General features: G+C 31.9%; 20 protein-coding genes and 1 tRNA gene. 12 read left to right on the forward strand and 9 right to left on the reverse strand.

The window, feature by feature from the left end; genetic code table 11:
- Nucleotides 1–130 precede the first annotated feature (130 nt).
- The 6 genes from ABD941_RS06645 to ABD941_RS06670 all read left to right on the forward strand — a co-directional run bounded on the left by ABD941_RS06645 (nucleotide 131) and on the right by ABD941_RS06670 (nucleotide 10,244).
- Nucleotides 131–1,756, forward strand: coding sequence for an AAA family ATPase (locus ABD941_RS06645; RefSeq protein WP_345273284.1), 1,626 nt, complete (start codon nucleotides 131–133; stop codon nucleotides 1,754–1,756).
- Entirely contained in the window at nucleotides 1,753–2,781 is a 1,029-nt protein-coding gene (locus tag ABD941_RS06650; protein ID WP_345273285.1) for a hypothetical protein, read from the forward strand. Before ABD941_RS06645 ends, ABD941_RS06650 begins: the two co-directional genes overlap by 4 nt.
- 73 nt (nucleotides 2,782–2,854) lie before the next feature.
- Nucleotides 2,855–4,636, forward strand: a complete 1,782-nt coding sequence (locus ABD941_RS06655) for a type I restriction-modification system subunit M (RefSeq protein WP_345273287.1) — start codon at nucleotides 2,855–2,857, stop codon at nucleotides 4,634–4,636.
- Complete coding sequence (locus ABD941_RS06660) at nucleotides 4,636–5,919, forward strand: restriction endonuclease subunit S (protein ID WP_345273288.1); 1,284 nt, start codon at nucleotides 4,636–4,638, stop codon at nucleotides 5,917–5,919. Before ABD941_RS06655 ends, ABD941_RS06660 begins: the two co-directional genes overlap by 1 nt.
- A 4-nt stretch (nucleotides 5,920–5,923) precedes the next feature.
- On the forward strand, nucleotides 5,924–8,926 hold the full coding sequence (locus tag ABD941_RS06665) for a type I restriction endonuclease subunit R (RefSeq protein WP_345273289.1): 3,003 nt from the start codon (nucleotides 5,924–5,926) through the stop codon (nucleotides 8,924–8,926).
- Between the two features lie 4 nt (nucleotides 8,927–8,930).
- On the forward strand, nucleotides 8,931–10,244 hold the full coding sequence (locus tag ABD941_RS06670) for a hypothetical protein (RefSeq protein WP_345273291.1): 1,314 nt from the start codon (nucleotides 8,931–8,933) through the stop codon (nucleotides 10,242–10,244).
- A gap of 42 nt (nucleotides 10,245–10,286) precedes the next feature.
- Here ABD941_RS06670 and ABD941_RS06675 read toward each other — a convergent pair whose 3' ends face one another.
- From ABD941_RS06675 to rseP, 9 genes are all read right to left on the reverse strand, one after another.
- Nucleotides 10,287–11,321 (reverse strand): DUF3871 family protein, encoded by a 1,035-nt coding sequence (locus tag ABD941_RS06675; RefSeq protein WP_345273292.1) that lies wholly within the window; start codon nucleotides 11,319–11,321, stop codon nucleotides 10,287–10,289.
- Nucleotides 11,293–12,168, reverse strand: a complete 876-nt coding sequence (locus ABD941_RS06680; RefSeq protein ID WP_345273293.1) for an AAA family ATPase — start codon at nucleotides 12,166–12,168, stop codon at nucleotides 11,293–11,295. Before ABD941_RS06680 ends, ABD941_RS06675 begins: the two co-directional genes overlap by 29 nt.
- 110 nt (nucleotides 12,169–12,278) lie before the next feature.
- Entirely contained in the window at nucleotides 12,279–13,487 is a 1,209-nt protein-coding gene (locus ABD941_RS06685) for a phage integrase SAM-like domain-containing protein (RefSeq protein WP_345273295.1), read from the reverse strand.
- A 76-nt stretch (nucleotides 13,488–13,563) separates the two neighbouring features.
- Entirely contained in the window at nucleotides 13,564–14,766 is a 1,203-nt protein-coding gene (locus ABD941_RS06690) for a DUF3987 domain-containing protein (RefSeq protein WP_345273296.1), read from the reverse strand.
- 46 nt (nucleotides 14,767–14,812) lie between these two features.
- Nucleotides 14,813–15,100: a helix-turn-helix domain-containing protein gene (locus ABD941_RS06695; protein WP_345273298.1), complete on the reverse strand. Its 288-nt coding sequence runs from the start codon at nucleotides 15,098–15,100 to the stop codon at nucleotides 14,813–14,815.
- A 256-nt stretch (nucleotides 15,101–15,356) separates the two neighbouring features.
- On the reverse strand, nucleotides 15,357–16,160 hold the full coding sequence (locus ABD941_RS06700) for a hypothetical protein (RefSeq protein ID WP_345273299.1): 804 nt from the start codon (nucleotides 16,158–16,160) through the stop codon (nucleotides 15,357–15,359).
- Nucleotides 16,161–16,251: 91 nt separating this feature from the next.
- A tRNA-Asn gene (locus ABD941_RS06705) sits at nucleotides 16,252–16,325 on the reverse strand.
- A gap of 3 nt (nucleotides 16,326–16,328) precedes the next feature.
- Nucleotides 16,329–16,613: a GIY-YIG nuclease family protein gene (locus ABD941_RS06710; RefSeq protein WP_345273301.1), complete on the reverse strand. Its 285-nt coding sequence runs from the start codon at nucleotides 16,611–16,613 to the stop codon at nucleotides 16,329–16,331.
- A 144-nt stretch (nucleotides 16,614–16,757) separates the two neighbouring features.
- Nucleotides 16,758–18,089, reverse strand: a complete 1,332-nt coding sequence (gene rseP / locus ABD941_RS06715; RefSeq protein ID WP_345273302.1) for an RIP metalloprotease RseP — start codon at nucleotides 18,087–18,089, stop codon at nucleotides 16,758–16,760.
- Between the two features lie 156 nt (nucleotides 18,090–18,245).
- On the opposite strand from rseP, the gene ABD941_RS06720 reads away from it, so the two are divergent.
- The 6 genes from ABD941_RS06720 to ABD941_RS06745 all read left to right on the forward strand — a co-directional run bounded on the left by ABD941_RS06720 (nucleotide 18,246) and on the right by ABD941_RS06745 (nucleotide 23,036).
- Entirely contained in the window at nucleotides 18,246–18,914 is a 669-nt protein-coding gene (locus tag ABD941_RS06720; RefSeq protein ID WP_345273304.1) for an SCO family protein, read from the forward strand.
- 65 nt (nucleotides 18,915–18,979) lie between these two features.
- Complete coding sequence (locus ABD941_RS06725; RefSeq protein ID WP_345273305.1) at nucleotides 18,980–19,216, forward strand: FeoA family protein; 237 nt, start codon at nucleotides 18,980–18,982, stop codon at nucleotides 19,214–19,216.
- Complete coding sequence (gene feoB, locus ABD941_RS06730) at nucleotides 19,209–21,308, forward strand: ferrous iron transport protein B (RefSeq protein ID WP_345273306.1); 2,100 nt, start codon at nucleotides 19,209–19,211, stop codon at nucleotides 21,306–21,308. Before ABD941_RS06725 ends, feoB begins: the two co-directional genes overlap by 8 nt.
- Nucleotides 21,309–21,336: 28 nt before the next feature.
- A complete protein-coding gene (locus ABD941_RS06735) occupies nucleotides 21,337–21,474 on the forward strand; it encodes a FeoB-associated Cys-rich membrane protein (RefSeq protein WP_345273308.1) in 138 nt (45 codons plus the stop codon).
- A gap of 124 nt (nucleotides 21,475–21,598) precedes the next feature.
- Nucleotides 21,599–22,258: a metal-dependent transcriptional regulator gene (locus tag ABD941_RS06740; protein WP_345273309.1), complete on the forward strand. Its 660-nt coding sequence runs from the start codon at nucleotides 21,599–21,601 to the stop codon at nucleotides 22,256–22,258.
- Complete coding sequence (locus ABD941_RS06745) at nucleotides 22,245–23,036, forward strand: transporter (protein WP_345273310.1); 792 nt, start codon at nucleotides 22,245–22,247, stop codon at nucleotides 23,034–23,036. The genes ABD941_RS06740 and ABD941_RS06745 overlap by 14 nt, the downstream gene beginning before the upstream one ends.
- Nucleotides 23,037–23,105 lie beyond the last annotated feature (69 nt).

Raw genomic sequence — 23,105 nt, forward strand, 5'->3', positions numbered from 1 at the left:
AAACATATCATTTTCAGGAGAACTAAACTGTTCAAACCACGTAAGTTTAAAAAATAACAGAACGCATCAAACAGAGGCAATCAAATATAATAATGCAGATACACTGCGTCAATAAAAATAGCTTTGTATTATGAAAACAAGCAAACAAACAAAAGGTATTGGCTTCAAAAACTTTAGAAGATTTGAAGACTTTCCTATGCTTAAATTTGGAGATATCACTTATTTAGTAGGTCGTAATAATTCAGGCAAATCTACAATGGTAAAAGCACAGCTCTTAATGATGGATTACCTACAGAATCAACTTTTCGACACCTTCTCGTTTGATAGTGCTGTCCTAGAAGATGCCAATATTGTGACTTTTGGTCGTGCAAAAAACAACAAATCAAAGTCTAATCAAATTGAGTTTACCTCAGCTATTAATAATATTGAATTCTCAGTCATTATTTCTGGAAAAGATGATACTACTAAAGCAAATGTACATTCATTCAATGTGATAGACGAAAATGAAGGAATCATTTTAGAAATAGATTATCTAAAAGAAATAATACATTTAAAGAGAAAGAAAAAAAGAGTAGACTCGGATAAAGTGCAATTAGTATATCAACTAGCTCGCCTAACTAGCGACTTACGAGACATTGAAGACCAAATTTCAAAACTTCAATCTAAGGTGTCTAAGGAGTATCTTACCCTTAAGGACAAGAGGAACTCACTAGTAAATCAAATTGAAAAAATTGATAAAGCTATACCCGAACAAAAGAAAGAAGAAGGTTTTGATTTTAATGTGTCATATCCACTTCAATTCTTGCGTGTAGGACAAATGTATGAGGTTGAAGAAGGAGATGAGAATGAAGATGATATTGTATTATCTGAAGACACAATGATACAAGAGTTTATAAGTATCATTTTGTACTTCAATGAAATTCAGTACAAAAAAGATTCTGAAGAATCTAAAAGTAATAATGACGATACATTTAATCCTGATTCTATAGAGGTTCATCAAAATAAAGTGAAGCTAGAAAAATGGGCAGATAGGGTAAGCAACCTTATTAATTCCCAGACCTTCCATTACCTACCTGCAAATCCAAGTAAGCAATCTGCTCTATTTGCTTTAAGGGATAAAAACAATGATTTAGCTCAAGCCATACATCATTTTAAACAGGCTGGATTAGATGATAAAGCTGAATCTAAATCTTTCGTAAAACATTGGATGAAAGAATTTGAAGTTGGTGAGGACTTCTCAATAAAATTTTATGCTGGCGAAGCTTATGAATTTCATATAGTTGAAGATGGTGCTCAAAACCACCTGTCAGATAAAGGAATGGGCTCTTTACAGATAATGAGTTTGATTTTAAAACTAGCTACTATATTATTTTCTAAAAAACAGAAAAACAGAAATGTACCAACGGTTCTCATTGAAGAACCAGAATTGAACTTACATCCTGAGTTACAATCTAAATTATGTGATTTTTTATTAGAAGTATCTAATAAAAATGTGCTGTTTTTGGTAGAAACACACTCCGAATACATCATAAGAAGAGCTCAGTTAATTGCAATTGAAGAAGGCTTTATTATGAATGAAGAATTAAACCCTAATCCATTTAAAGTATTTTATTTCCATAAAAAAGAAGGACCATATGAAATGAAGTTAAATTCGCAAGGTAAATTTGATAGAGACTTCGGTAAAGGATTTTACAATGAATCTGGAAGACTGACTTTAGGAATGATTAAAGAATTAAGAAAAAATCAAGCCGAATGATAAGCCTCTACATTGAACCAAATAAAATTGAAGAATTCGCTTTATTTGATGAGGAGATGCCTCATTGGAATAAAATAATCAAAAGTGGTATTGAAATTAATATAAACATCTCACAAGATGATTTAGATGAAAGGCTTATAGATGATTTTGATCCAATTAGTATAGCTTATAGTAGTTCTGCAACTATGCAATTACCAAAAGCAAAGGAAGTTTTTATTCAAGAAATAAAGAAGGATTTAGATAAAACTATAGAAAACCCTAGAGCTATTTATGTCCTAGACATTAAAGAAGAAACAGCAGAGAAAAAGCAGAAAAAATTAGGAATGGCAATTTATGCTACTTCTAAAGTTCCTGATACAGTTTTTTCTAAATCCTATTTCAGAGAAGTAAGTAAAAATGAAATAATACAAGATGGGTGGGAAAAAATAATAGAATTTGAAAAACCTCTATCTAACAGTTTAGTAATCGCCGACAACTATTATTTCAGTAATGAAACAGGTAATCTTAACAGAGGGTTGACAAATCTCATCCCGTTCTTAGCGGCCTACTTACCTTTAGAATTAGAAATTGAATACCAAATTACTATCGTAGCTCAAAACATTAGAGAGAATAGGCATAAACCAAATGATTGGTGGATAAAAGAATATGGTAAACTAGTTACTGCGGTCAATTTATTACGTAATTATACAATTAACATTGAACTTGTTTTAGCAAAATCGGAAATACACAAAAGACGAATATTGAGTAACTACACTATATCTAAAGCAGATAAAGGTTTCGATTTGTTTTACTCTAATCAATTAGAAAAAATCAAGGAAGAGAATGATTTTGAGTATTTAGAAATATTTTCAAACCTAGATAATACAGGTACAAAACATTATGAATCAGTTAATAACATAATGAGTCAATTGGTCAAGCATTGTTCTCAGATATCTACCTATGTTTCTGTCAAGAATAACCAATTAGACAGAAGCTTGTTCGGTTGTAACCCAGATAAAACCATTAAAAATCGATTATTAAATTAAACTGTGCACCAACAATGCACACATTTAAAATATATTTGCATAGTAAAACAACAACAAAGAGTTAAAAAATACAATGAGCAATAAAAACACAAAGGTAGAAGTAGGGTTTATTTGGCAGATTACAGATGATGTACTTCGTGATGCTTTCAAGAAAAATGAGATTGGAGACGTAGTATTACCTTTTGTTGTTTTACGTCGGTTAGATTGTATCCTAGACCCTGTAAATGATAAAGTTCGTGATGCTTATACCAAGTTTAAAGACAAGCTATCCGAAGAAAAACTTATTCCTGTATTACGTAAAGCTGCTGGTAACTTTAAGTTTTACAATACTTCAAAACACACCTTACATTCGTTAAAGGACGAGCCACAATACATAGAAATTAATTTCAACAACTATCTCAATGGTTTCAATCCAGAGGTTCGTGAAATTCTAGAAAGCTTCCAATTTGATAAAATTGTTGGGAGACTAGTAAAAAACCGATTGTTGTATGAGATGATTGATGCTATATGTAAAATCGATTTACATACAGAAGCCATCGATAATCATGGTATGGGTTATGTGTTTGAAGAACTCATTCGTATATCAAACGAGCAATCTAATGAAACTGCTGGGGAGCATTTTACACCGCGTGATGTCATTCAGATTATGAATACCTTCCTTTTTGCAAACGAAAAAGAGGCTCTAACAAAGCCTGGTATTATACGTACTATTTTTGACCCAGCATGTGGAACAGGCGGTATGGTACACTTGGGTAAAAAGCATATTCTAGAAAAAGTATGTGCAGAAAGCTTAAATAAACCTGATATTGTTACTTATGGACAGGAACTCAATGAACAATCTTATGCTATAGCAAAATCAGAAGCATTAATCACTGGAGAGGATGCAAACAATATTAAACACGGAAATTCCTTTAGTGAAGACCAGTTTCCTGGAAAGACTTTCCATTATATGATGGCAAATCCACCATACGGTGTAACGTGGAAAAAGGATAGAAAATTTATAGAAAATGAAGCTTTAAATCCTGCTGGTCGTTTTTATGCAGGGACACCTCGTATAAGCGATGGACAATTATTGTTTTTACAACATATGCTTTCCAAAATGGAACGTGAAGGGTCTCGTATAGGAGTGGTAACAAATGGGTCTCCTCTATTTACAGGTGGTGCCGGTAGTGGAGAAAGTGATATACGTCGATGGATTATAGAAAACGATTGGCTAGAGTGCATCGTGGCTTTACCTAAAGACCTTTTTTATAATACAGGTATCAATACTTATATATGGTTTTTAACCAATAAAAAGTCTAAGGAGCGTAAAGGTAAAATCCAATTAATTGATGGTAATGCTACCGAAAAAGTAATTATAAATGGAAAAGAAGAAAGACACCATGTATACTGCCAACCTAACAAAAAAAGTTTGGGCAACAAGCGTAACGAGATCACAAGCAAACACATCTCTAGCTTGCTCGATCTACACACTAGCTTTAAAGAAAGTGAACACAGTAAAATATTCGATAACGAATACTTCGGATACTACCAATTAACAGTAGAGCAACCACAATATGATGATAATGGTGAAATTATCTTAGACAGAAGCGGAAAACCAAAACCAGACAATAAAAAGCGTGATACAGAAAGTGTACCGCTTAGCGAAGATGTAGAAACCTATTTTGAACGAGAGGTACAACCACATGTGTCAGATGCTTGGATAGATTATGATAAAACACGCATTGGCTACGAACTCAACTTTACTAAGTATTTTTACGAGTACAAACCTTTACGACCAGCAAGCAAAATAAAAAGTGAGATTAAAGACTTAGAAAGTAGTATTACAGACCTTTTACAAGATTTGATTTCATAATGATAAAGAAATACAAAACATATAAAGATAGTGGTGTAGAATGGATTGGAAAAATTCCAATAGATTGGACTTTGGTAAAGCTAAAATTTTTAATGGAAATAAAAAGTGGTAAGTCTATCAGTACTGAACTGCTTTCAGATGAGTATGATATTCCTGTATTAGGTGGTAATGGAATACTTGGAAAAACAAATAACTACAACAGTGAAAGTAAAGACATTATTATCGGCAGAGTTGGAGCACATTGTGGAAACATTCATTTATTAAATGGCAAAAAATGGGTCACGGATAACGCATTATTGGTCAAAAGTAAAATCAATGAAGAATTTTTAACCTATTGGCTAAAGTCGCTTAAATTAAATAGACTGGCGAATACAAATGCCCAACCACTTTTAACAGGCAGTCTAATAAAAAATCAATTTATTACAATTCCGACGGATTCTCAAGTATTTACTCAAATAGCGAACTACCTAGACTATAAAACTAATTTAATAGACAGCATTATAGCTCAAAAGGAGGAACTCATAGAAAAACTTAAGGAGCAACGCCAAGCTATTATTAACGAAGCAGTTACAAAAGGCTTAAACCCTAATGTACCATTAAGAGCTTATGGCATTGAGTGGTTGGGTGATATTCCTGAACATTGGAAAGTGGTTAAATTTCGATACAAATTCGAAACAAGCAAAGGTCTCACCATAACTAAAGCTAACTTAGTTGATGAAGGAATACCAGTTGTAAACTATGGGGAAATACACTCAAAATTTGGATTTGAAGTAAACCCAGAAATTCACAATCTGAAATGTGTTATTGAAGACTACATTGAATCTAATGAAAGTTCACTATTATCGAAGGGAGATTTTGTCTTTGCAGATACTTCTGAAGATATTGAAGGTTCTGGTAATTTCACTCACTTGAACTCTGACATTCCAACATTTGCTGGTTATCATACCATTATTGCAAGATTAATTGATAATAGTGATTATAGATACTTTGCTTATTTCTTTGATTCAACTACTTATAGAACCCAAATACAAAATCTAGTTAAAGGAGTAAAGGTTTATAGTATTACTAATAAAATTTTAAAAGACACAATTCTATTTTATCCACCAGTAGATGAGCAAAAGAATATTTCTGAATACATAGATTTTAAAGTAAATAAAATATTTAGCTCAATTGAGAAGTTAGAAAAGTCAATCAAAAAACTAAAAGAATACCGTCAATCAATCATCAGTGAAGCTGTAACAGGCAAAATAGATGTAAGAGATTGGAAACCTAAAACGGCATAATAATATGGCAGGAGGCACTAAAGAAATACATTTTGAAGACCATATAGCACATTATCTTACAGCTAGCCTACAAGAAGGTGGCGTTGGTGAATATCACTTGGTACAACCTTCAAAATATGATAAAGCCAATGCTGTAATTCCAAGTGAAATATTAAGCTTTATTAATCTATCACAAGGCGAAAAATACATTCATCTGCGTGAGCAATTAGGCAACTCAGTAGATGCTAAAATTATAGAGCGTGTTAGCAAAAGTTTAAAAACTAACAAAACACTAGACACCTTGCGCAAGGGCATTAAAATGAATGGTGTTAAGCTAGACCTAGCTTACTTTCAGCCAGCAAATAATAAAACACCAGAACATGAGCAATGGTATAGAGAAAACAGATTATCAATAATACGTCAGCTTGCTTATTCAACAAAAAATAATAATGAAATAGACCTTGGTTTTTTTATCAATGGTATTCCAGTCGCAACCGCAGAACTTAAAAATGCATTAACCTCTCAAAATCATCATAATGCGATTAAGCAATACATGCAAGACAGAGACCCTAAAGGTGAACCCCTTTTAGAGTTTCAGCGTTGTTTGGTACATTTTGCTGTGGGAACAGAAAAAGTGTTTATGGCAACCAAATTAGCTGGTAAGTCCACCTACTTTTTGCCTTTCAATAAAGGTTTAACAAATTATAGTTCAGACAATACAGGGTTTTCAACATCTTATTTATGGGAAGATATTTTACGCAAAGATTCTTTAATGGACTTGGTACAAAACTTCATTAACCTACAAGATGATGAAGACACGTTCTACAATCCGAAAACAAAAAAACTAGATACAAAAAAAACCACAAAATTATTGTTTCCACGTTTCCATCAGTTAAAGGCAGTTCGTAGGATTTTAGGACAATTAAAAATAGATGGTACGGGTAAAAACTACCTCATTCAGCATTCAGCAGGTTCTGGTAAATCTAATACCATTACATGGCTAGCATATCGACTAGCAAACTTCTATCAAAATTACACTGACCAAAAGGGATTGTTCGATTCCATTTTTGTGTTAACCGATAGACGTGTATTGAACAAGCAGATACAAGATAACATTAAGCAACTGGATAATATACCAGGAATGGTAGCATATCTCGATGAAAAAACAACAGCACAAGACCTCAAACGTGAGATAGAAAATGGGACACGTATCATTATCACAACTATTCAGAAGTTCCCAATTATTTCTAATGAGGTGTCTCAATCAAGTGAGCGAAAATATGCAGTAATCATTGATGAGGCACATAGTTCACAATCAGGAGAAACCTCTCGTCATATGCGAAAAGCTTTAAGTTTAGAAGAAGCAGCAGAAAAAGATGTTCCTGGTAAAGATTTAGATGATGTAATTGCTGAAGAAATAGAAAAGAAAGGACAACAACCAAACATTAGTCAGTTTGCTTTTACAGCAACACCTAAACCTAAAACTACAGAGCTATTTGGAACGTTGCAACCAAATGGTGGGAAAGAACCTTTTGACATCTACTCTATGGAGCAAGCCATAAACGAAGGTTTTATCATTGATGTATTAGAAAACTATATGTCGTTTAAGCGATATTACAAATTAATAAAACGTAGTGATATTGATGATAGTGAGTATGAGAAGAAGAAAACAGTACGTGTTTTAGGAAATTATGTCGATTTACAAGACCATGCAATTGAGAAAAAAGCACGCATCATTCTAGAACATTTTGCTTCAGAAACACAAAACAAAATTCAAGGAAAAGCAAGAGGTATGTTAGTTACAAAGTCTCGCTTACACGCTGTACGATTTAAAAGGAAGTTTGATGATATAATGCGCGAAATGAAATTACCTTATCAAGCATTGGTTGCGTTTTCGGGAACTGTTAAAGATGATGAAACTGGAGAAGAGTACACGGAAACTAGTATGAATGATTTAGGTGGCAAAATCAGCATTCCAGATGCTTTAAAATTGCCTAAATACAGATTACTCATAGTAGCAAACAAGTTTCAAACAGGCTTTGATGAACCATTAATGCACACCATGTTCGTTGATAAAAAATTAGGTGGCACAAGTACGGTACAAACTTTATCGCGACTTAACCGTCGTACAAAAGGGAAAGACACAACAATGGTTCTAGATTTTGTAAACGACCCAGAAGATGTGCAAGCAGATTTTCAGAAATACTATGGCAAAAATTTTATTATAGAAGAAAACCTAACAGATCCTAATTCAGTATATGATAGTCTAAATCAAGTAGAACGTTTTAATGCATATTACGATACAGAAGTTGAAGCTTTCGCAAATGTGTTTTTTACAGAAGATGAAAATTTTGAAAAACTACAACCTATTCTTCAAGGTATAGCCACACGGTTTGTTGACGAACAGGAAGAAGAAGACCAAAACGAGTTTAAGTCAGCTGCAAAATCATTTATAAAGTTATACCGTTTTTTAAGTCAAATCATAACGTTTACAGATGTACAACTTGAAAAAACTTATGTGTTTTTAAATGCATTATTAAAAGTGTTGCCTTATGCAAAATCTAACCTTCCACTAGATGTTGTCAATGATGTAGAACTAGATAGTTATAAAATACAACATAAATTCACCCAAAGTCTTTCCCTAGAGGCAGGTGATGGCGAACAAGAAGGAATGCAACCAGGTGGTTCTGGTGGTGGTCCAGATGATGAATATGATTTCCTAACTAAAATCATAAAAGTCCTCAACGATACCTATGGTTTAGAACTTACAGAAGAAGATAAAGTGGAGTTCATAAAAATGAAGTCAAGCATTTATCAAAATCAAGAGTTAATGTCCTTTTTCAATCAAGCAAATTCTAAGGACAATATAAAAGATAAATTCAATGACGAGATAGATGACGAACTCTTAAACTTCATTGATAAGAAACTTGACTTCTACAACAAAATGACTGAAGATAAAGTAAACTCTATGTTCAAAACTATGTGGTTTAATGAGTTGTATGATGCACGTGTACGTGGAATGAAATAATAGTATGGATAGACATCTTAATCTTTTTAAATTTTTTAATCAAAACGATTCTGCCGAATATTTAGAGAAAAATATCAGTAGAGCTCTAGTTTTGTGTTTACAAAATGACACATTATTATTACATCAATTTATAAAGGTAATCATATCTAAACAGGATTATGAATATTTATTAGCAAACAAAATAAGAGATTCTAAAGTACATATAGATATTGAAAAAGCAGCTACACAATTACAAGCCTCAAGTATGCGTAGCGTTTATGCTATAATGCTAACGGAGCAATTATTAGAAGAAGCAGATTTCTTTAATTTAAGCTATACACAACATGGAGATTACCAACCTGTAACAGACATTGTTATTAGTATTGGTGATATCTTAATTATGATTGAAGTTAAAAGAACAAACGAAAATTGTAAACAACAACTATACAATCAATTACACGTAGCTTTTGAAAAAAGGATAAATCAAAAAACTACTACTGTTAAAAGTATTACTTGGAGAAAAGTTTTAGAGGATATTAGCAGAGTTAATACCTTTAATGCGTTCACCACTTCACCTACATTATTCACGGATAACTTTATAAACCTTGTACGTCAACATAAGCTACATTGGCTACCAGTTGAGCCTTTTTCAAATTTATCGAGTAGAGAAATAGATAATGATAAAAGGTATCGAAGACTTGAAGCGTGCATATTAAGCGCAGGATCTAAACTAGAATTATTAAATAAATCTAATCGATCAGGGTTTAAGTTTCAGAAAGCTTGGGCAGACGAGATTTTAATGTGGTTTGGTTATCGCAATAAAGAATTGTTTCTTAATATTTATTTATGGCCCGCAAACACAAAGGGTCAAGGTTGGCCGGTATTCTATAATACGAGCTGGGATTGGTTAAATACTAAATCAATTACGACTAGTTGTGGTACTTTTGAGATTGAAGTTACAAATGAAATTAAATTTTCTCATATTCAAGGGAACTTTTTAGGGGCAATAAATCATTCATCGAAAGAAGAAGTGAAAGAGATTAATACGACTGCAAATTTCGAGAAATACGCTGGAAAGGTTGATAAAAATAGATGGAAGGAAATTGAATCTTTCCTAGATTCACATTTCATTAAAAGTTTTGATTGGAGAGCAAAATGCGACTACGATGATTTCACCAATTCAGGGAGAACTTTCTACAATTTATCTTTAGGTTTTCAAGTATGTGTTGCTGTACCCTATTCTGTAATTTCTTTCATTGACACAAAAGCAGAAGACTCCTCGAACTTTACTGCATTACTAGTTGAAATAAACAACTTCTTCGAAAAACTATTAGATTAATTAAAGAATGTAAAGCCCAACCAATTAAGATTGGGCTTCGTCTCAACTCAAAAACCAACGATGTTTAGAATCATCATTGATGGCATTAGCCAGTCCTTTTGTAAAATCAAAAGCATTGACATTCCTTGATAGGAAAGAGTCTATGTAAGAGCTCTTATTAGCTCCTGTGAAGAGATTAAATACATTCCAAAGGTTGATGTCTCCATTGTCATTTCTACAAAAGCTATCATCTAAATAATAGTCTTTAGCTACTGTAGAGATTTGTCCATCATTAAGCATTAACTCTGGGATTTGAGATTTTTCCTGTTTAGGTAAATAATTATATAATCTTGCTCTACCAATAAGCTGTGCAAATTGTTGTTCAGTTAAATTTTGTTGAGACAATTGTTTCATTTCCTGTAAATGCTTTTGTGCATTGTAACCTTGAATTAACTCTAAAATCTTAGATTGTAATTCCATGTAATTTCCAACTCGCATTTCGTCTTGATAACCATCTGTAGAGATACATAAATTACAGCATACCATATTTTTAAACCCAATAAAAAACTTAAATTTTTCATAGGTTTTTCGGTTATAGAGGTTTTCTTGATTGTAAGCTCTAACACCACCAACAGTTAATGATACATCATTCCCATTTATGTTTTCTGTAATCGAAGGTATTCTAATGATAAATGCCATTCTTTCAAAGTACTGCGTTTTTTCATGCTCTAACAATTCTTTTACTGGCTTGTAAATTGCATCAGCAGTTCTACCTTTAATTTGATGTGAAACTCTAACTTCGGGTACTTCGATAGCGTGATGTGAAAACACCTTACCAACACAATCTTGAGCTATCTCTATAAACTCCTGATGCGCTAAGGTCTTTTCATTATCTTTTGAAAATACAGGAATAATGCAATCATGCTTTAAAGTAGAAAGGCTAACCTCTTTTGTGTTAGCCTCTATAAATGGGTTCTGTTGATAAACTTTATTTTCTGAAGGTATTTCTAAATTATGAACAACCTCTAGCTTACCTTCAGAAGAATTATGTATTCCATTACGTTGGTTGTTAAGCTCTGTCGCTGATATTATTTCCATTTTGACTAAAATTTTCTGGTTTAACTAATTGTTCTAACTGTTCTTTTTTTCTTCTAAACTGGGGTTGTAAAGCCTGTTGAAATGAAGGGTTATCATTGTACAATTTTGTAAGCTCTGATATTGATAAAACTGAATTGATTTTCTCTACAACATCTTTTACTGTTACAGGTTTGGCATTACACCATTTCAGTAATCTTTCTCCCGTTTTAGAGGTAATAACAAATTCAGGTTTATTCATAAACAATCCTGTTCGATCTTTACTCGATTTGGCTAAATGCTGATCATTTATCAACTCAAAATTTACAGTCAATTCATATTCAAACCCTTCTCTTGTAATTTCTTTAGTTCCATGTTTTACAACTTTAGTTCTACCATTGGAACCAACATCTAAAGAGTAATCAATTTTTCTTCTTGCTGTTGTGATAATATGACAAGTAGATTGCAATATATTATCAATAAAGGCTTGATGTCTTGGAGTGACTTTTGCCCAATCTTGGAATCTTCCTCCTAATTTTTCTTGAATTTGTAAGCACCCTCCTGCACCTTGCCACTCATGGGTAATAGAATCAATTATTATGACTTCTATTCCTGCTTTTTCACAAACCTCAATAGCTTCAATATATCTTTCTGGTGAAAATGGAGCTTGCAGATCTAATACATTAAAATTTCCTAAATCTGAATACAGACTTGCTGATGAGTTTTCTGTATCAATTACAGCTACTTTATTCCAGTCATTGGTCATTCCATAGGCTAATAATAAAGCACTATGTGTTTTACCAAATCCACTTGGGCCCGAGATTCCTAATCTCAATTTTACATTTTGTTTTTTGCTTTGTTTTAATAGCATCCTATTTTTTTTTAAAAGTTAATATTCATTTGAATTGATTCATTTTTTAATGAAAAAAGGTTAACTCCTAAATGAAATTAACCTTTGATTAGAATTGAAAACTTAATACCTTATAAATCCAATAGTCTCCTATTCTCTTTATCTAATATTTCGTTATCAAATTCTTTTAAATAGGACATTGTAATTTGTACATCAGTATGCCCCATCATTTCAGAAATAATATCTGTACTCGTCCCTATTTGCTTTAAAATCGTAGCAAAGCTATGTCTAGCTACATAAGATGTTAATTTGCTTTTTACTCCAGCTAATTCTCCTATTTTTTTAAGTTTAGCATTGTATCGACTAATTACTTTATGTTTTCTATTATCGATTTGTTGCGGAGTTAAATCATTCTTTAAAAGAATAGGGAAAACATATTTCGTGTTTCTATTTTGAGCCTTATAATAATCTAAAATCTCCTGAGCTTTATCTACAATTTCAACACTAAATTGCTTCTTTGTTTTTGCTCTTGTATAATGAATTCGACCATCTATAATGTCTGACCATTTAAGCATCATCATATCTGCAAAATTGATTCCTCTTGAATAAAATGAAAACAAGAAATAATTATGTGCTTCCACTAATGATTCATGTTCTGTTAAATCCAAATCCCTAATTCGTTTGAATTCATCAATTTTTAATGCTCTCTTTTTAGGCGTAGATTTTAACCTAGAAATTTTATAATATTTAAATGGATAGAGGTCTTGGTTAATAATGTTTCTTTCAATAGCCTTATTAAATATTGCTCTGATCGCCCTCATTTTAACTTTTATACCCCCATTACCATTACCTACACCTCTCATATGGCTTTCGAGTTTTTCTAAAAACGAAACATCAACATCTTTAAAGGAAATATTTTTGCCTTTAAATTTAACTAATGTACTTTTTGCTCCTTTATAAGATTTAGCATTTCCAATTCTACCAGCATTTGTCATTTCCTCCATAATCTCATTAAAAAAGGAAATTATGTTACTGTTCTTATTTTTTTCAATTCCTCTAAATTTCTTCTCAAATTCATCTAATGAAAAATTATAATCATCATTCCTAAAATTCCGTATTATATTATTTGCTTTTACTCTTTCTTTCAATAACACCTCGTTATCAGCTTTATAGTTTGGATGATTTTTAGTGAATGATTCGTTTTCAAAATCTTCTTTATAACAACTCATTCCTAGACTAATAAGTTTTCTTTTTCTGTTTTTAATAATTTGTAGATACACACGATGTTTCCCTGTTGATAATTGTTTTGAAGCAATTACCAATTTTATTGATAAATTCATTCTAATATTTTTTAGTTAAACTACCCCAAGGTTTTGAGGTAGTTATTACATAAGTTGCAGGAATTGCAATCTTACATTATGATAAAACTCTTGTAAATTTCCCATGACCAGTTTTATTAATAGCTCTTTTTTTTCGCCATTGAACTAACTTGTCATCAACTGTTCTTTCAGGTATATTGTATTTCGTACCCAATTCAACTGCTTCTTTCCTTGTAAAATGTTTTTTAAGCCCATAAAGAAACTTTTCATCTGTTTTTGATAAGACACCATCTTCAATATCATCATGCATTATTAGTGCATGTTTTAAAACAGTCTTTATGATTTTTAGTGATATAATAAAATCTCTATTACTACATATCAACTCTTTTTTTGCATCAATCCCTCGTAATGCAGTAAGTATCATACACATTCTATAAAACATTAGCCCATGCCTGTTTAGGTTTGATAGAAACGATTGAGAATACTCTTCTTTTACTATACTTTGAATTGACTTAAATTCGTTTAAGAATCGATTACGTTGATTTTCTGTGAACTTAAACTCTATTCTACAATCTAGTTCAGATAACATCGAGTAAAGATTAAAGACTTTTATACCTGCTTTGTCAAAGAACGTTTTATATTCTTTCGTTTTTGGCGCAAATACATCTTTAAAATCTTGTGTTTCATCAAACGTATACATCATAAACCTTGAAAACAATCCATTGCCTTTCGATTGCATTAAAGGCATAAATTGATTAGGGGTTCCGCTCATTACAATAGATAATTTTGGCTCTTTTATATATAGATAGAGATTATCTCCTTTTCTACAAATCGATACTGCCTCATGATGAAATGCGCTTCGTAATACATCTGAATAATTACTCCAGTCATTTTTCATCATCGCACTCATTGTATCAGCCTCAGATTCAATAATTACAATTCCATCTTTGGATGAACCTAAATATGAATACATTTCTGAACTACTAATGTTTGCTGGAACAATTTTTATTTCAAGTTTTGGACAAGCTCCTGAGTTAGTGTCATTTTTATCATTATACTTCTTCATTTTTCTCCTACTATCTAAAAACAATTTATCATGTATTCTTTCAACCAGTAGTCTAGAATAGTTCATAACTCCTTTACCTGATGCTGGAGGTGCAATAAATAATGTGTATAAATTTGAATAGATTTCTTTTCCATCATAATTGCCAAATACGTTAGGTAAGCAGCTACTTAATACACCTATTGAAGATAATAATACAATATCTCTTTCTCTTCCTTCAAAGCTTGATGTTGCCAATTCTAATATTTCCGGCAAATTATTATACACCAAACCATCAATCATTTCATTCTCCATTTTCTCTTCCTTTTAAATAGTTGCGTACTTGATTTTCTTTATCTAAAACTGTTGCATTAGGATTTTGTAGCATCCATTCATCTAAATCTATTCTTTTAAAATATAGTTTGCCATTTGGTTTACTATATCTTATTGTACTTGCGGAAGTCATTTTATACAATAAGGAATCGCTAATATCCAAGTAAACACATGCTTCTTTAAAACTCATTATCTCTTTTTGCTGTGCTTTTATATTTTTTAGCAATAAGATAATTTCATTGATTTTTTCTGTTTTCATCTTTTTATTTTTAATGAAATACTTGACAAATAAGATTTAACTCAACGTTAAAAGACCATTATTTATCAATTGAAAAAAAACTCGGGATTGTAGTAAATTGTTGAATTTTTGTTTACTACATATTATTAAAAAGAAAACTCGTACTTAAAAAACAAGAATACATTACTCTCGTATAAGCAGCACAAAACTATAAAGACTATATTTAATATACTCTAAAGTGTAAGATGAGTGTAAGACAAAGTGTAAGAGTGGTAAATTATAGAAGTTTCCGAATTTCAGATTGAATACCACTAATTATCTCTTGATCCTTTTTAAAGGAAATTTTTTTAAATCGATTATAATTAGTCTGTGTCAGAATAGTACCTCCATTTGTTTTAAATCTTTTCGAATTACCTATTGTTTTACCATTGTAATTTTCAAAAAAAGGTTTGATGCATTCTAAAAAATTTACTGTTAAAACATTTTTAACTTTAAATTCTATTGTACATGTGGTTTCTGTAGCTGTTAATGCATCGATAAAGTTTTTTTCTGAAACTTTTTCATCGTTAATGATATCATTGTCTATAGCAATAGTATACATTTCAGTAAAAACCTTTTCTGAATATCCACTTTTAACTTTAAAATATGAAGAAGTGTAATCAGGTTCCTTATTGAGAACAATATTTAAATTATACTTCTCATTCAAGTAATTTTTAATGTTTTCAATAAGCTTATTATAAACTGGAAAAGTTATTAGTAAATCTTCTTGGGAATCTATTATATAATCTAAGGTGTTTTCTATATAATTTTTAGTTTTGGAGGTAAGACTGATTTCAATAAATATAGAATCAATATCTATTTTAATTTTTGAATAAAAACTACTAACATTACGTTTTAAGCTGGTACTAAATAAAAACTTACTCCCATCTTGACAAACTACAATTCCTTTATTTCTGTCAATTTCGATGATAGACTCCTCTTGACTAGTATTTCTAATGAACTCTTTCATTAAGAAATCATTATTATTTGAATTTACAAAGGTTTGAATTGTATTAAAAAGTGTAATAAGATTTTTATCCATATCAATCAAAATTACAAAATGTTGCAGTAATGTTGCACCCATTAAAAACAAAAAAGCCATTCAATCTCTTGAATGGCTTTCTCTTATTAAGCTCCTTCTCTTGGGCTCGAACCAAGGACCCTCTGATTAACAGTCAGATGCTCTAACCAACTGAGCTAAGAAGGAGTGTTAATTATATTTATTTTTAAGCTTTTTCGTGATTTCAGAATATTTTTTGAGATTCTGAATATACGTTTTGCTTTTCATTTTTTTAATATGAGTTTCTATTTTTCTTGCTTGTTCTCTACTACAACATTCAATTGAATAGTATAAAACCCAATCTGATGCTTGTTTTGTATAAGCTGAATCATAAAAACCTGAATTATGTTGCTTAATCCTTTCTTGGATATCTAAAGCTTCACCAACATAAAATTTGTCAAGTAAATTAGAATACAAGATGTAAACAAAATTCATTTTAATATTTTAAAGAACTTTTCCTCTCCCTTTGCTCTAACCTCCCGATAGCTATCGGGATGAGCTAAGAAGGAGTGTGCTTTTTCACTTAGCGAGTGCAAATATATGTTGTTTTTTAAATACTACAAATATTTTTTAATAAAATTATCCAAAAATAGCCTTATAAATATCATTACCGTTTGCGAACAAAACCAATCCTATTAAAATAAAGAACCCGACCATTTGCGCATACTCCATAAACTTATCTCCTGGTTTTCTTCCAGAGACCATTTCATATAGTAAAAACATAACATGACCACCATCTAAAGCAGGTATTGGCAATAAGTTTAAAACCCCTAACATAATAGATAAAAAGGCTGTTAAATACCAAAAGGCTTGCCAATTCCAAGTTGCCGGGAACATTTGCCCAATAGCAGCAAATCCACCTATTTGTGAGGCTCCTTTTTTTGTGAATATATATTTAAACTGCGCCAAATAATCCTTAATTTCCCAATACGCTTGACTCATTCCACCAGAAACACTTTCTGAAAACGTATAGCTTCTAGAATTATATTTAATATAATCTAAATCTGTTTTGGTTGTAAGAATACCAACTTTATTATCCTTAGTAGGCATAATGGTCAATTCAAGCGTTTCATTATTACGCTCAATTTGTAAAATCGCATGGTCCTTAGTGTTATTTTTCAATCCATAAACAAAATCTGAAAAATAATTAACAGGTTGCCCATTTATTGCTACAATATTATCCTTAGCTTTTAATCCTGCTTTTGCTGCTGGAAAATCGGATATAACAGAATCTATTTGAAATGGAGAGCGAGCTTCAAATCCAGGGAAATCACCAGCTTCAAAAAGCTGTGTTCCAATATCTTCAGGAAGTTTAAGATTTTCAACAGTACCATTTTCATGTTCTACTTTTATATTATCAATTGTTCTGAACATCAAAACTTTATTAATATCAACAGTAAGGTCTTCAATAGGCTTTCCATTAACAGAAATAATTTTATCGCCTTGCTGAAAACCATAATTTTCTAATGTTTTTGTAACACTGTAACCGTATTTAACATCATCTTTCCCAGTGTAATTTGTTCCCCAAACCATAAGCATAACCATAAACAAGAAAATAGCTAAAATAAAGTTCATAAAAACACCACCTAACATAATAATTAAACGTTGCCAAGCGGGTTTGGAACGAAACTCCCAAGGTTGTGGTTCTTGTTCCATTTGTTCAGTATCCATACTTTCATCAATCATGCCTGCGATTTTTACATAACCTCCTAATGGCAACCAACCAACACCATAAACGGTTTCACCTATTTTCTTTTTGAATAGCGAAAACTTCACATCAAAAAACAGGTAAAATTTTTCAACTCGAGTTTTAAATACCTTAGCAGGTATAAAGTGCCCAAGCTCATGTAAAACAACTAATATGGAAAGGCTCAATAGTAACTGAGCGCCTTTTATTAAAAATACTGACATCTACATTTTTTTTATAATCGCACAAAAGTAAGGTTTTAAACCAACTTTGAAAAGACAATTATTGAATGCCATTAGTTTTAACATGAATTTAAGCGTCAATACTATTCAACAAATCTAAATTTCATTGTATTTTTGCTAAACTATTACTAAGTTTAAATGCTATCATTTTTTAAAGATTACAAAGTTTTTGCCATTGTTTTCGTAATAATTTCTATCGTTATTATTTCATTAATTTACAATACGTTAAACGTTTACCAACCACTTCCAATTTACCAACCTACCATGGTAAGTACAGAACTTGTAGACAGTACGATTCAATATCAAAAAAAATACCATAAAATAGCAGATTTCAGCCTTACCAATCAAAACGGGAAAATAGTTACGCAAAACGATTATAAAGACAAAATCTATGTTGCTGATTTCTTTTTTACTACATGCCAAACCATTTGTCCGATTATGACCAATCATATGGTAGACATTCAGAAAGCGATTATTAATGATGATGATATAATGTTACTTTCGCATTCTGTAACGCCTGAAATTGATACAGTTGCGCAACTTAAACGCTACGCCAAAATTAAAGGGGTTAATGATTCTAAATGGAATTTAGTGACTGGTGATAAAAAACAGATTTACCAATTAGCCAGAAAGAGTTATTTAGCTGTAAAAGATAATGGAAACGGTGGCCCTTTTGATATGGTACATACCGAAAATTTTATGCTCATAGATAAAAAGCGTCAAATTAGAGGGTTTTATGATGGTACAAACCCAGAAGACATTAACCGATTGCTTAATGATATTACTATTCTAAAAGAAGAAAAATAATAATCTATATGTTAAGTTTAAACTTTTATACTATTTTTGCTTCTTTAAAATCAATCTAAATAAGCTTGCAGGACACATTAGCACATCTAAAACGTGGCGAAAAGGGAATCATTACTGATGTTTCATCTATTCATATTCCATTAAAACTGTTAGAAATGGGATGTTTACCTGGCAATTCTGTCGAGCTCGTTCAGCTCGCTCCTTTTCAAGACCCCATGTATTTAAATATAAATGGTACTCATTTAGCTATTAGAAAGGAAACTGCTTCTCATGTTTTAATTGAAAAGGCTAAAAATGAGTAAACAAATTAATGTAGCCTTAATAGGAAATCCGAATACAGGAAAAACGTCTGTTTTTAATGCCTTAACAGGACTAAACCAAAAAGTGGGCAACTACCCTGGCATTACTGTTGAAAAAAAAGAAGGTATCTGTAAGCTCCCAAGAGGTGTAAAAGCCCACATTATTGATTTGCCTGGAACCTATAGTTTAAATGCATCATCACTAGATGAAAACGTTGTTATTGAACTCCTTTTAAATAAAAATGACAAAGATTTTCCAGACATTGCCGTCGTTGTTAGTGATGTTGAAAACCTAAAACGAAATTTATTATTATTTACCCAAATTAAAGATTTAGAAATCCCGACGCTACTTGTTATTAATATGGCAGACCGGATGAACTACAAAGGTATTTCGTTAGATATTGATTATTTAGAAACGCATCTTCAAACTAAAATAGCGTTGATTAGCACCCGTAAAAATCAAGGCATAGAAAACTTAAAAACACTAATTGCAAATTATAAAGACGTGTCTGTAGTCCCTTGTATAAATGCTTCAGAGATTGACAAGGATTACTTTGATAATTTACGAAAAGCATTTCCAAATCAACTCCTATACAAACTCTGGTTGGTCATAACTCAAGATGTAAACTTTGGAAAAACGGATAGAAACGAAATTGATGCTGTTACTGATTTCAAAACCAAAAGCAAAGGCGACTTAAAGCGTTTACAACAAAAAGAAACCATAAAGCGCTATCAGTTTATAAACAATGTCCTTAAAGTTGGGCAAACTATTGATGTTTCGCAAGCTAAAGACTTACGCAGCAAATTGGATCGGGTTTTAACGCATAAAATTTGGGGTTACCTCATTTTCTTTATCATATTGCTTACCATTTTTCAAGCCATTTACGATTGGTCTAGTATTCCTATGGACTTCATTGATAGCGCCTTTGCTTCATTAAGCGAATGGACAAAAACCCAATTACCGCAGGGGCCATTTACGAGTTTACTAGCCGAAGGTATCATTCCCGGACTTGGTGGTATTGTCATATTTATTCCACAAATTGCTTTTTTATTTTTATTTATTGCCGTCCTTGAAGAAAGTGGCTATATGAGTCGTGTGGTTTTTTTAATGGACAGGGTTATGCGGCGTTTTGGTTTAAGCGGAAAAAGTGTTGTTCCTCTAATTTCTGGAACCGCCTGTGCTATTCCCGCTATTATGGCTACACGAAATATAGAAAGTTGGAAAGAACGCTTAATTACTATTTTAGTAACACCATTTACCACATGTTCCGCAAGATTACCTGTGTATTTAATCATTATTGCTTTAGTCATTCCCGAAGGGCGCTTTTTAGGCTTAGGATATCAAGCCCTTACATTAATGCTATTATACCTTATTGGGTTTGGAGCTGCAGTTATTTCTGCATATATCCTTAATAAAATATTGAAGACCAAAAGCAAAACATTTTTTGTAGTAGAAATGCCTAACTATAAGTTACCACTACTTAAAAACGTAGTATTAACCGTTATTGAAAAAACAAAAGCCTTTGTTTTTGGAGCAGGTAAAATAATTTTAGCTATCTCCATTGTACTTTGGTTTCTAGCCTCTTATGGCCCAGGAGAACAATTCAACGATGCAGAAAATATCATTAAAACAACATATGCTTCTGATCATTTAACTGAAGAGGATTTACAACAAAAAATAGCATCACACAAACTAGAACACTCCTTTATTGGTATTACTGGTCGCGCTATAGAACCAGCTATTAGACCTTTGGGATATGATTGGAAAATAGGAATAGCCATAGTCAGTTCATTTGCGGCCCGTGAAGTATTTGTTGGTACTTTAGCTACCATTTATAGTGTTGGAAGTGATGAGGAAGAAACCATTAAAAACAGAATGGCAGCAGAAACCAACCCCGTTTTAGGAGGCCCTTTATTTACATTTGCTTCGGGTATTTCGTTATTGTTATTTTATGCGTTTGCCATGCAATGCATGAGTACGCTAGCCATAGTAAAAAAAGAAACTAACACTTGGAAATGGCCCATCCTGCAACTCGTTATTATGTCGGCATTTGCATATATTGTCGCTTTAATTGCGTTTCAATTTTTGAAATGAAAATAAATTATGTTCGACGAATAAAATTATGAACACCATTATTCAAAACATATTAGTCTTTACTGCCATGGCCTTTGCTATTGGATTTTTGGTTAAAAAATTCTTCTGGAAAAAATCAAAACCAAAAAAAGCTTGTGGTGGTGACGATGGCTGTGGTTGTCATTAAAAATAAAAACTACAAGGGTAAACAATACTTCAAATTAGTTACAAGTTTTATTTGTAGCTAATTTTTTTTAGTTACATTTGTAAAATATTTAAGCTTACTTAAAAATATTTTAAAGCATACACAAATGTCTGTAGCTATTGAAAACTTTGTAAAGGCTATTTACAAAAACGGAAAACGGGATAATAATGACACCAAGCCTGGTAGCATTGCTAAAGAATTAGGCATATCCAATGCAGCAGCCACTGATATGGCAAAAAAATTAGCTACAAAGGATTTACTACATTACCAAAAATACCAAAAGCTTGAGCTTACTGATAAAGGCACTAAAATGGCACTAAATGTAGTGCGAAAACATCGTCTTTGGGAATCCTTATTGTTTAAAATGTTCGATATGTCTTTGCATGATATCCATCGTGAAGCTGAACTTTTAGAGCATCAAACCTCCGATTTACTAGCTAATAAAATCAGTGCGTATTTGGGGAATCCAAAATTTGATCCACACGGTGACCCAATTCCAAATGAAGACGGACAAATAACAACAACCGATACTTCTATAGCCATGTCTCAAACTTCCGAAGGCAAAACTTATATCATTTCCCGATTAATGAGTGATGATAAAGAGTTCTTTGATTTCTGTGCACAACACGGATTAAAATATGGTAATACCATTTTGATTTCAAAGCAATTCACGACAAACAAAATGACTCAAATTTTAATAAACAATAACACTATTATTTTAAATGAAGATTTTACCTCAATTATTTATGTCAATGAACACCATTAAATTTTTTACAACAGTACTACTCTTTGTCTTTTCGATTTCAATCTCAGCACAAGACAACAATTTAGGCGCCTTAGTTACAGATAGACCAGATGCTACTGAAGCGTCTTCAACGGTTGGAAAAGGTATACTTCAATTTGAAACTGGGGGGTTATACGAAACTTTTGATACGAATAATATGACATTCGAAAATTACACTTTTAATACCATGCTAATTCGTTACGGTATTTTAGACAACTTAGAATTACGGTTGGGCTGGGATTTTGTTGAAGGTGTTACCACTGTAAATGGAAATAAGCTAGACAATGTAACAAGCGGATTATCTCCATTATTATTAGGTATGAAAATAGATATTGCCGAAGAAAATGGAGCTATGCCAGAAATAGCATTGATTGGACATGTATTTCCTGTTTTTAGTGCATCAGCAGATTACAGGCGAGAATATACTGCTGTAGACTTTAGGTTATCGCTTTCCCATACACTAAGTGACAATTCCAGTTTGGGTTATAATATTGGAGCACAATGGGGCGATGATTCAGCAGAAGCTGCTGCCATATACACACTAGCTTATGGCTACAGTTTTACTGATAAAATTGGCATGTATGCTGAATTATATGGCGATTTACCCGAAGACAGTTCTGCCAACCATTATTGGGATGCTGGTATCACCTATTTAGTAAATAACGATTTACAATTAGATACCTATTTCGGAACCAGTATTACTGAAGGGCAAGATTTATTATTAGGATTAGGTTTTAGTTATAGAATAAGAAAAAAATAATAAGAGAAATGAAACCGTCATATTTAAAATAATCTTTAAACACCTAGAGAGATGATTATTTTAAATATC

The sequence above is a fragment of the Flaviramulus aquimarinus genome, assembly GCF_039543205.1.
Taxonomy (GTDB): domain Bacteria; phylum Bacteroidota; class Bacteroidia; order Flavobacteriales; family Flavobacteriaceae; genus Flaviramulus_B; species Flaviramulus_B aquimarinus.

Bases quoted from the DNA above. Each gene is read 5' to 3' on its own strand.
- ABD941_RS06720 (WP_345273304.1), top strand. From the start codon at position 18,246: ATGCTATCATTTTTTAAAGATTACAAAGTTTTTGCCATTGTTTTCGTA.
- ABD941_RS06655 (WP_345273287.1), top strand. From the start codon at position 2,855: ATGAGCAATAAAAACACAAAGGTAGAAGTAGGGTTTATTTGGCAGATT.
- ABD941_RS06645 (WP_345273284.1), top strand. From the start codon at position 131: ATGAAAACAAGCAAACAAACAAAAGGTATTGGCTTCAAAAACTTTAGA.
- ABD941_RS06665 (WP_345273289.1), top strand. From the start codon at position 5,924: ATGGCAGGAGGCACTAAAGAAATACATTTTGAAGACCATATAGCACAT.
- ABD941_RS06745 (WP_345273310.1), top strand. From the start codon at position 22,245: ATGAACACCATTAAATTTTTTACAACAGTACTACTCTTTGTCTTTTCG.
- ABD941_RS06685 (WP_345273295.1), bottom strand. From the start codon at position 13,487: ATGAATTTATCAATAAAATTGGTAATTGCTTCAAAACAATTATCAACA.
- ABD941_RS06650 (WP_345273285.1), top strand. From the start codon at position 1,753: ATGATAAGCCTCTACATTGAACCAAATAAAATTGAAGAATTCGCTTTA.
- ABD941_RS06675 (WP_345273292.1), bottom strand. From the start codon at position 11,321: ATGGAAATAATATCAGCGACAGAGCTTAACAACCAACGTAATGGAATA.
- ABD941_RS06735 (WP_345273308.1), top strand. From the start codon at position 21,337: ATGAACACCATTATTCAAAACATATTAGTCTTTACTGCCATGGCCTTT.
- ABD941_RS06700 (WP_345273299.1), bottom strand. From the start codon at position 16,160: ATGGATAAAAATCTTATTACACTTTTTAATACAATTCAAACCTTTGTA.
- ABD941_RS06660 (WP_345273288.1), top strand. From the start codon at position 4,636: ATGATAAAGAAATACAAAACATATAAAGATAGTGGTGTAGAATGGATT.
- ABD941_RS06710 (WP_345273301.1), bottom strand. From the start codon at position 16,613: ATGAATTTTGTTTACATCTTGTATTCTAATTTACTTGACAAATTTTAT.
- ABD941_RS06670 (WP_345273291.1), top strand. From the start codon at position 8,931: ATGGATAGACATCTTAATCTTTTTAAATTTTTTAATCAAAACGATTCT.
- feoB (WP_345273306.1), top strand. From the start codon at position 19,209: ATGAGTAAACAAATTAATGTAGCCTTAATAGGAAATCCGAATACAGGA.
- rseP (WP_345273302.1), bottom strand. From the start codon at position 18,089: ATGTCAGTATTTTTAATAAAAGGCGCTCAGTTACTATTGAGCCTTTCC.
- ABD941_RS06680 (WP_345273293.1), bottom strand. From the start codon at position 12,168: ATGCTATTAAAACAAAGCAAAAAACAAAATGTAAAATTGAGATTAGGA.
- ABD941_RS06740 (WP_345273309.1), top strand. From the start codon at position 21,599: ATGTCTGTAGCTATTGAAAACTTTGTAAAGGCTATTTACAAAAACGGA.
- ABD941_RS06695 (WP_345273298.1), bottom strand. From the start codon at position 15,100: ATGAAAACAGAAAAAATCAATGAAATTATCTTATTGCTAAAAAATATA.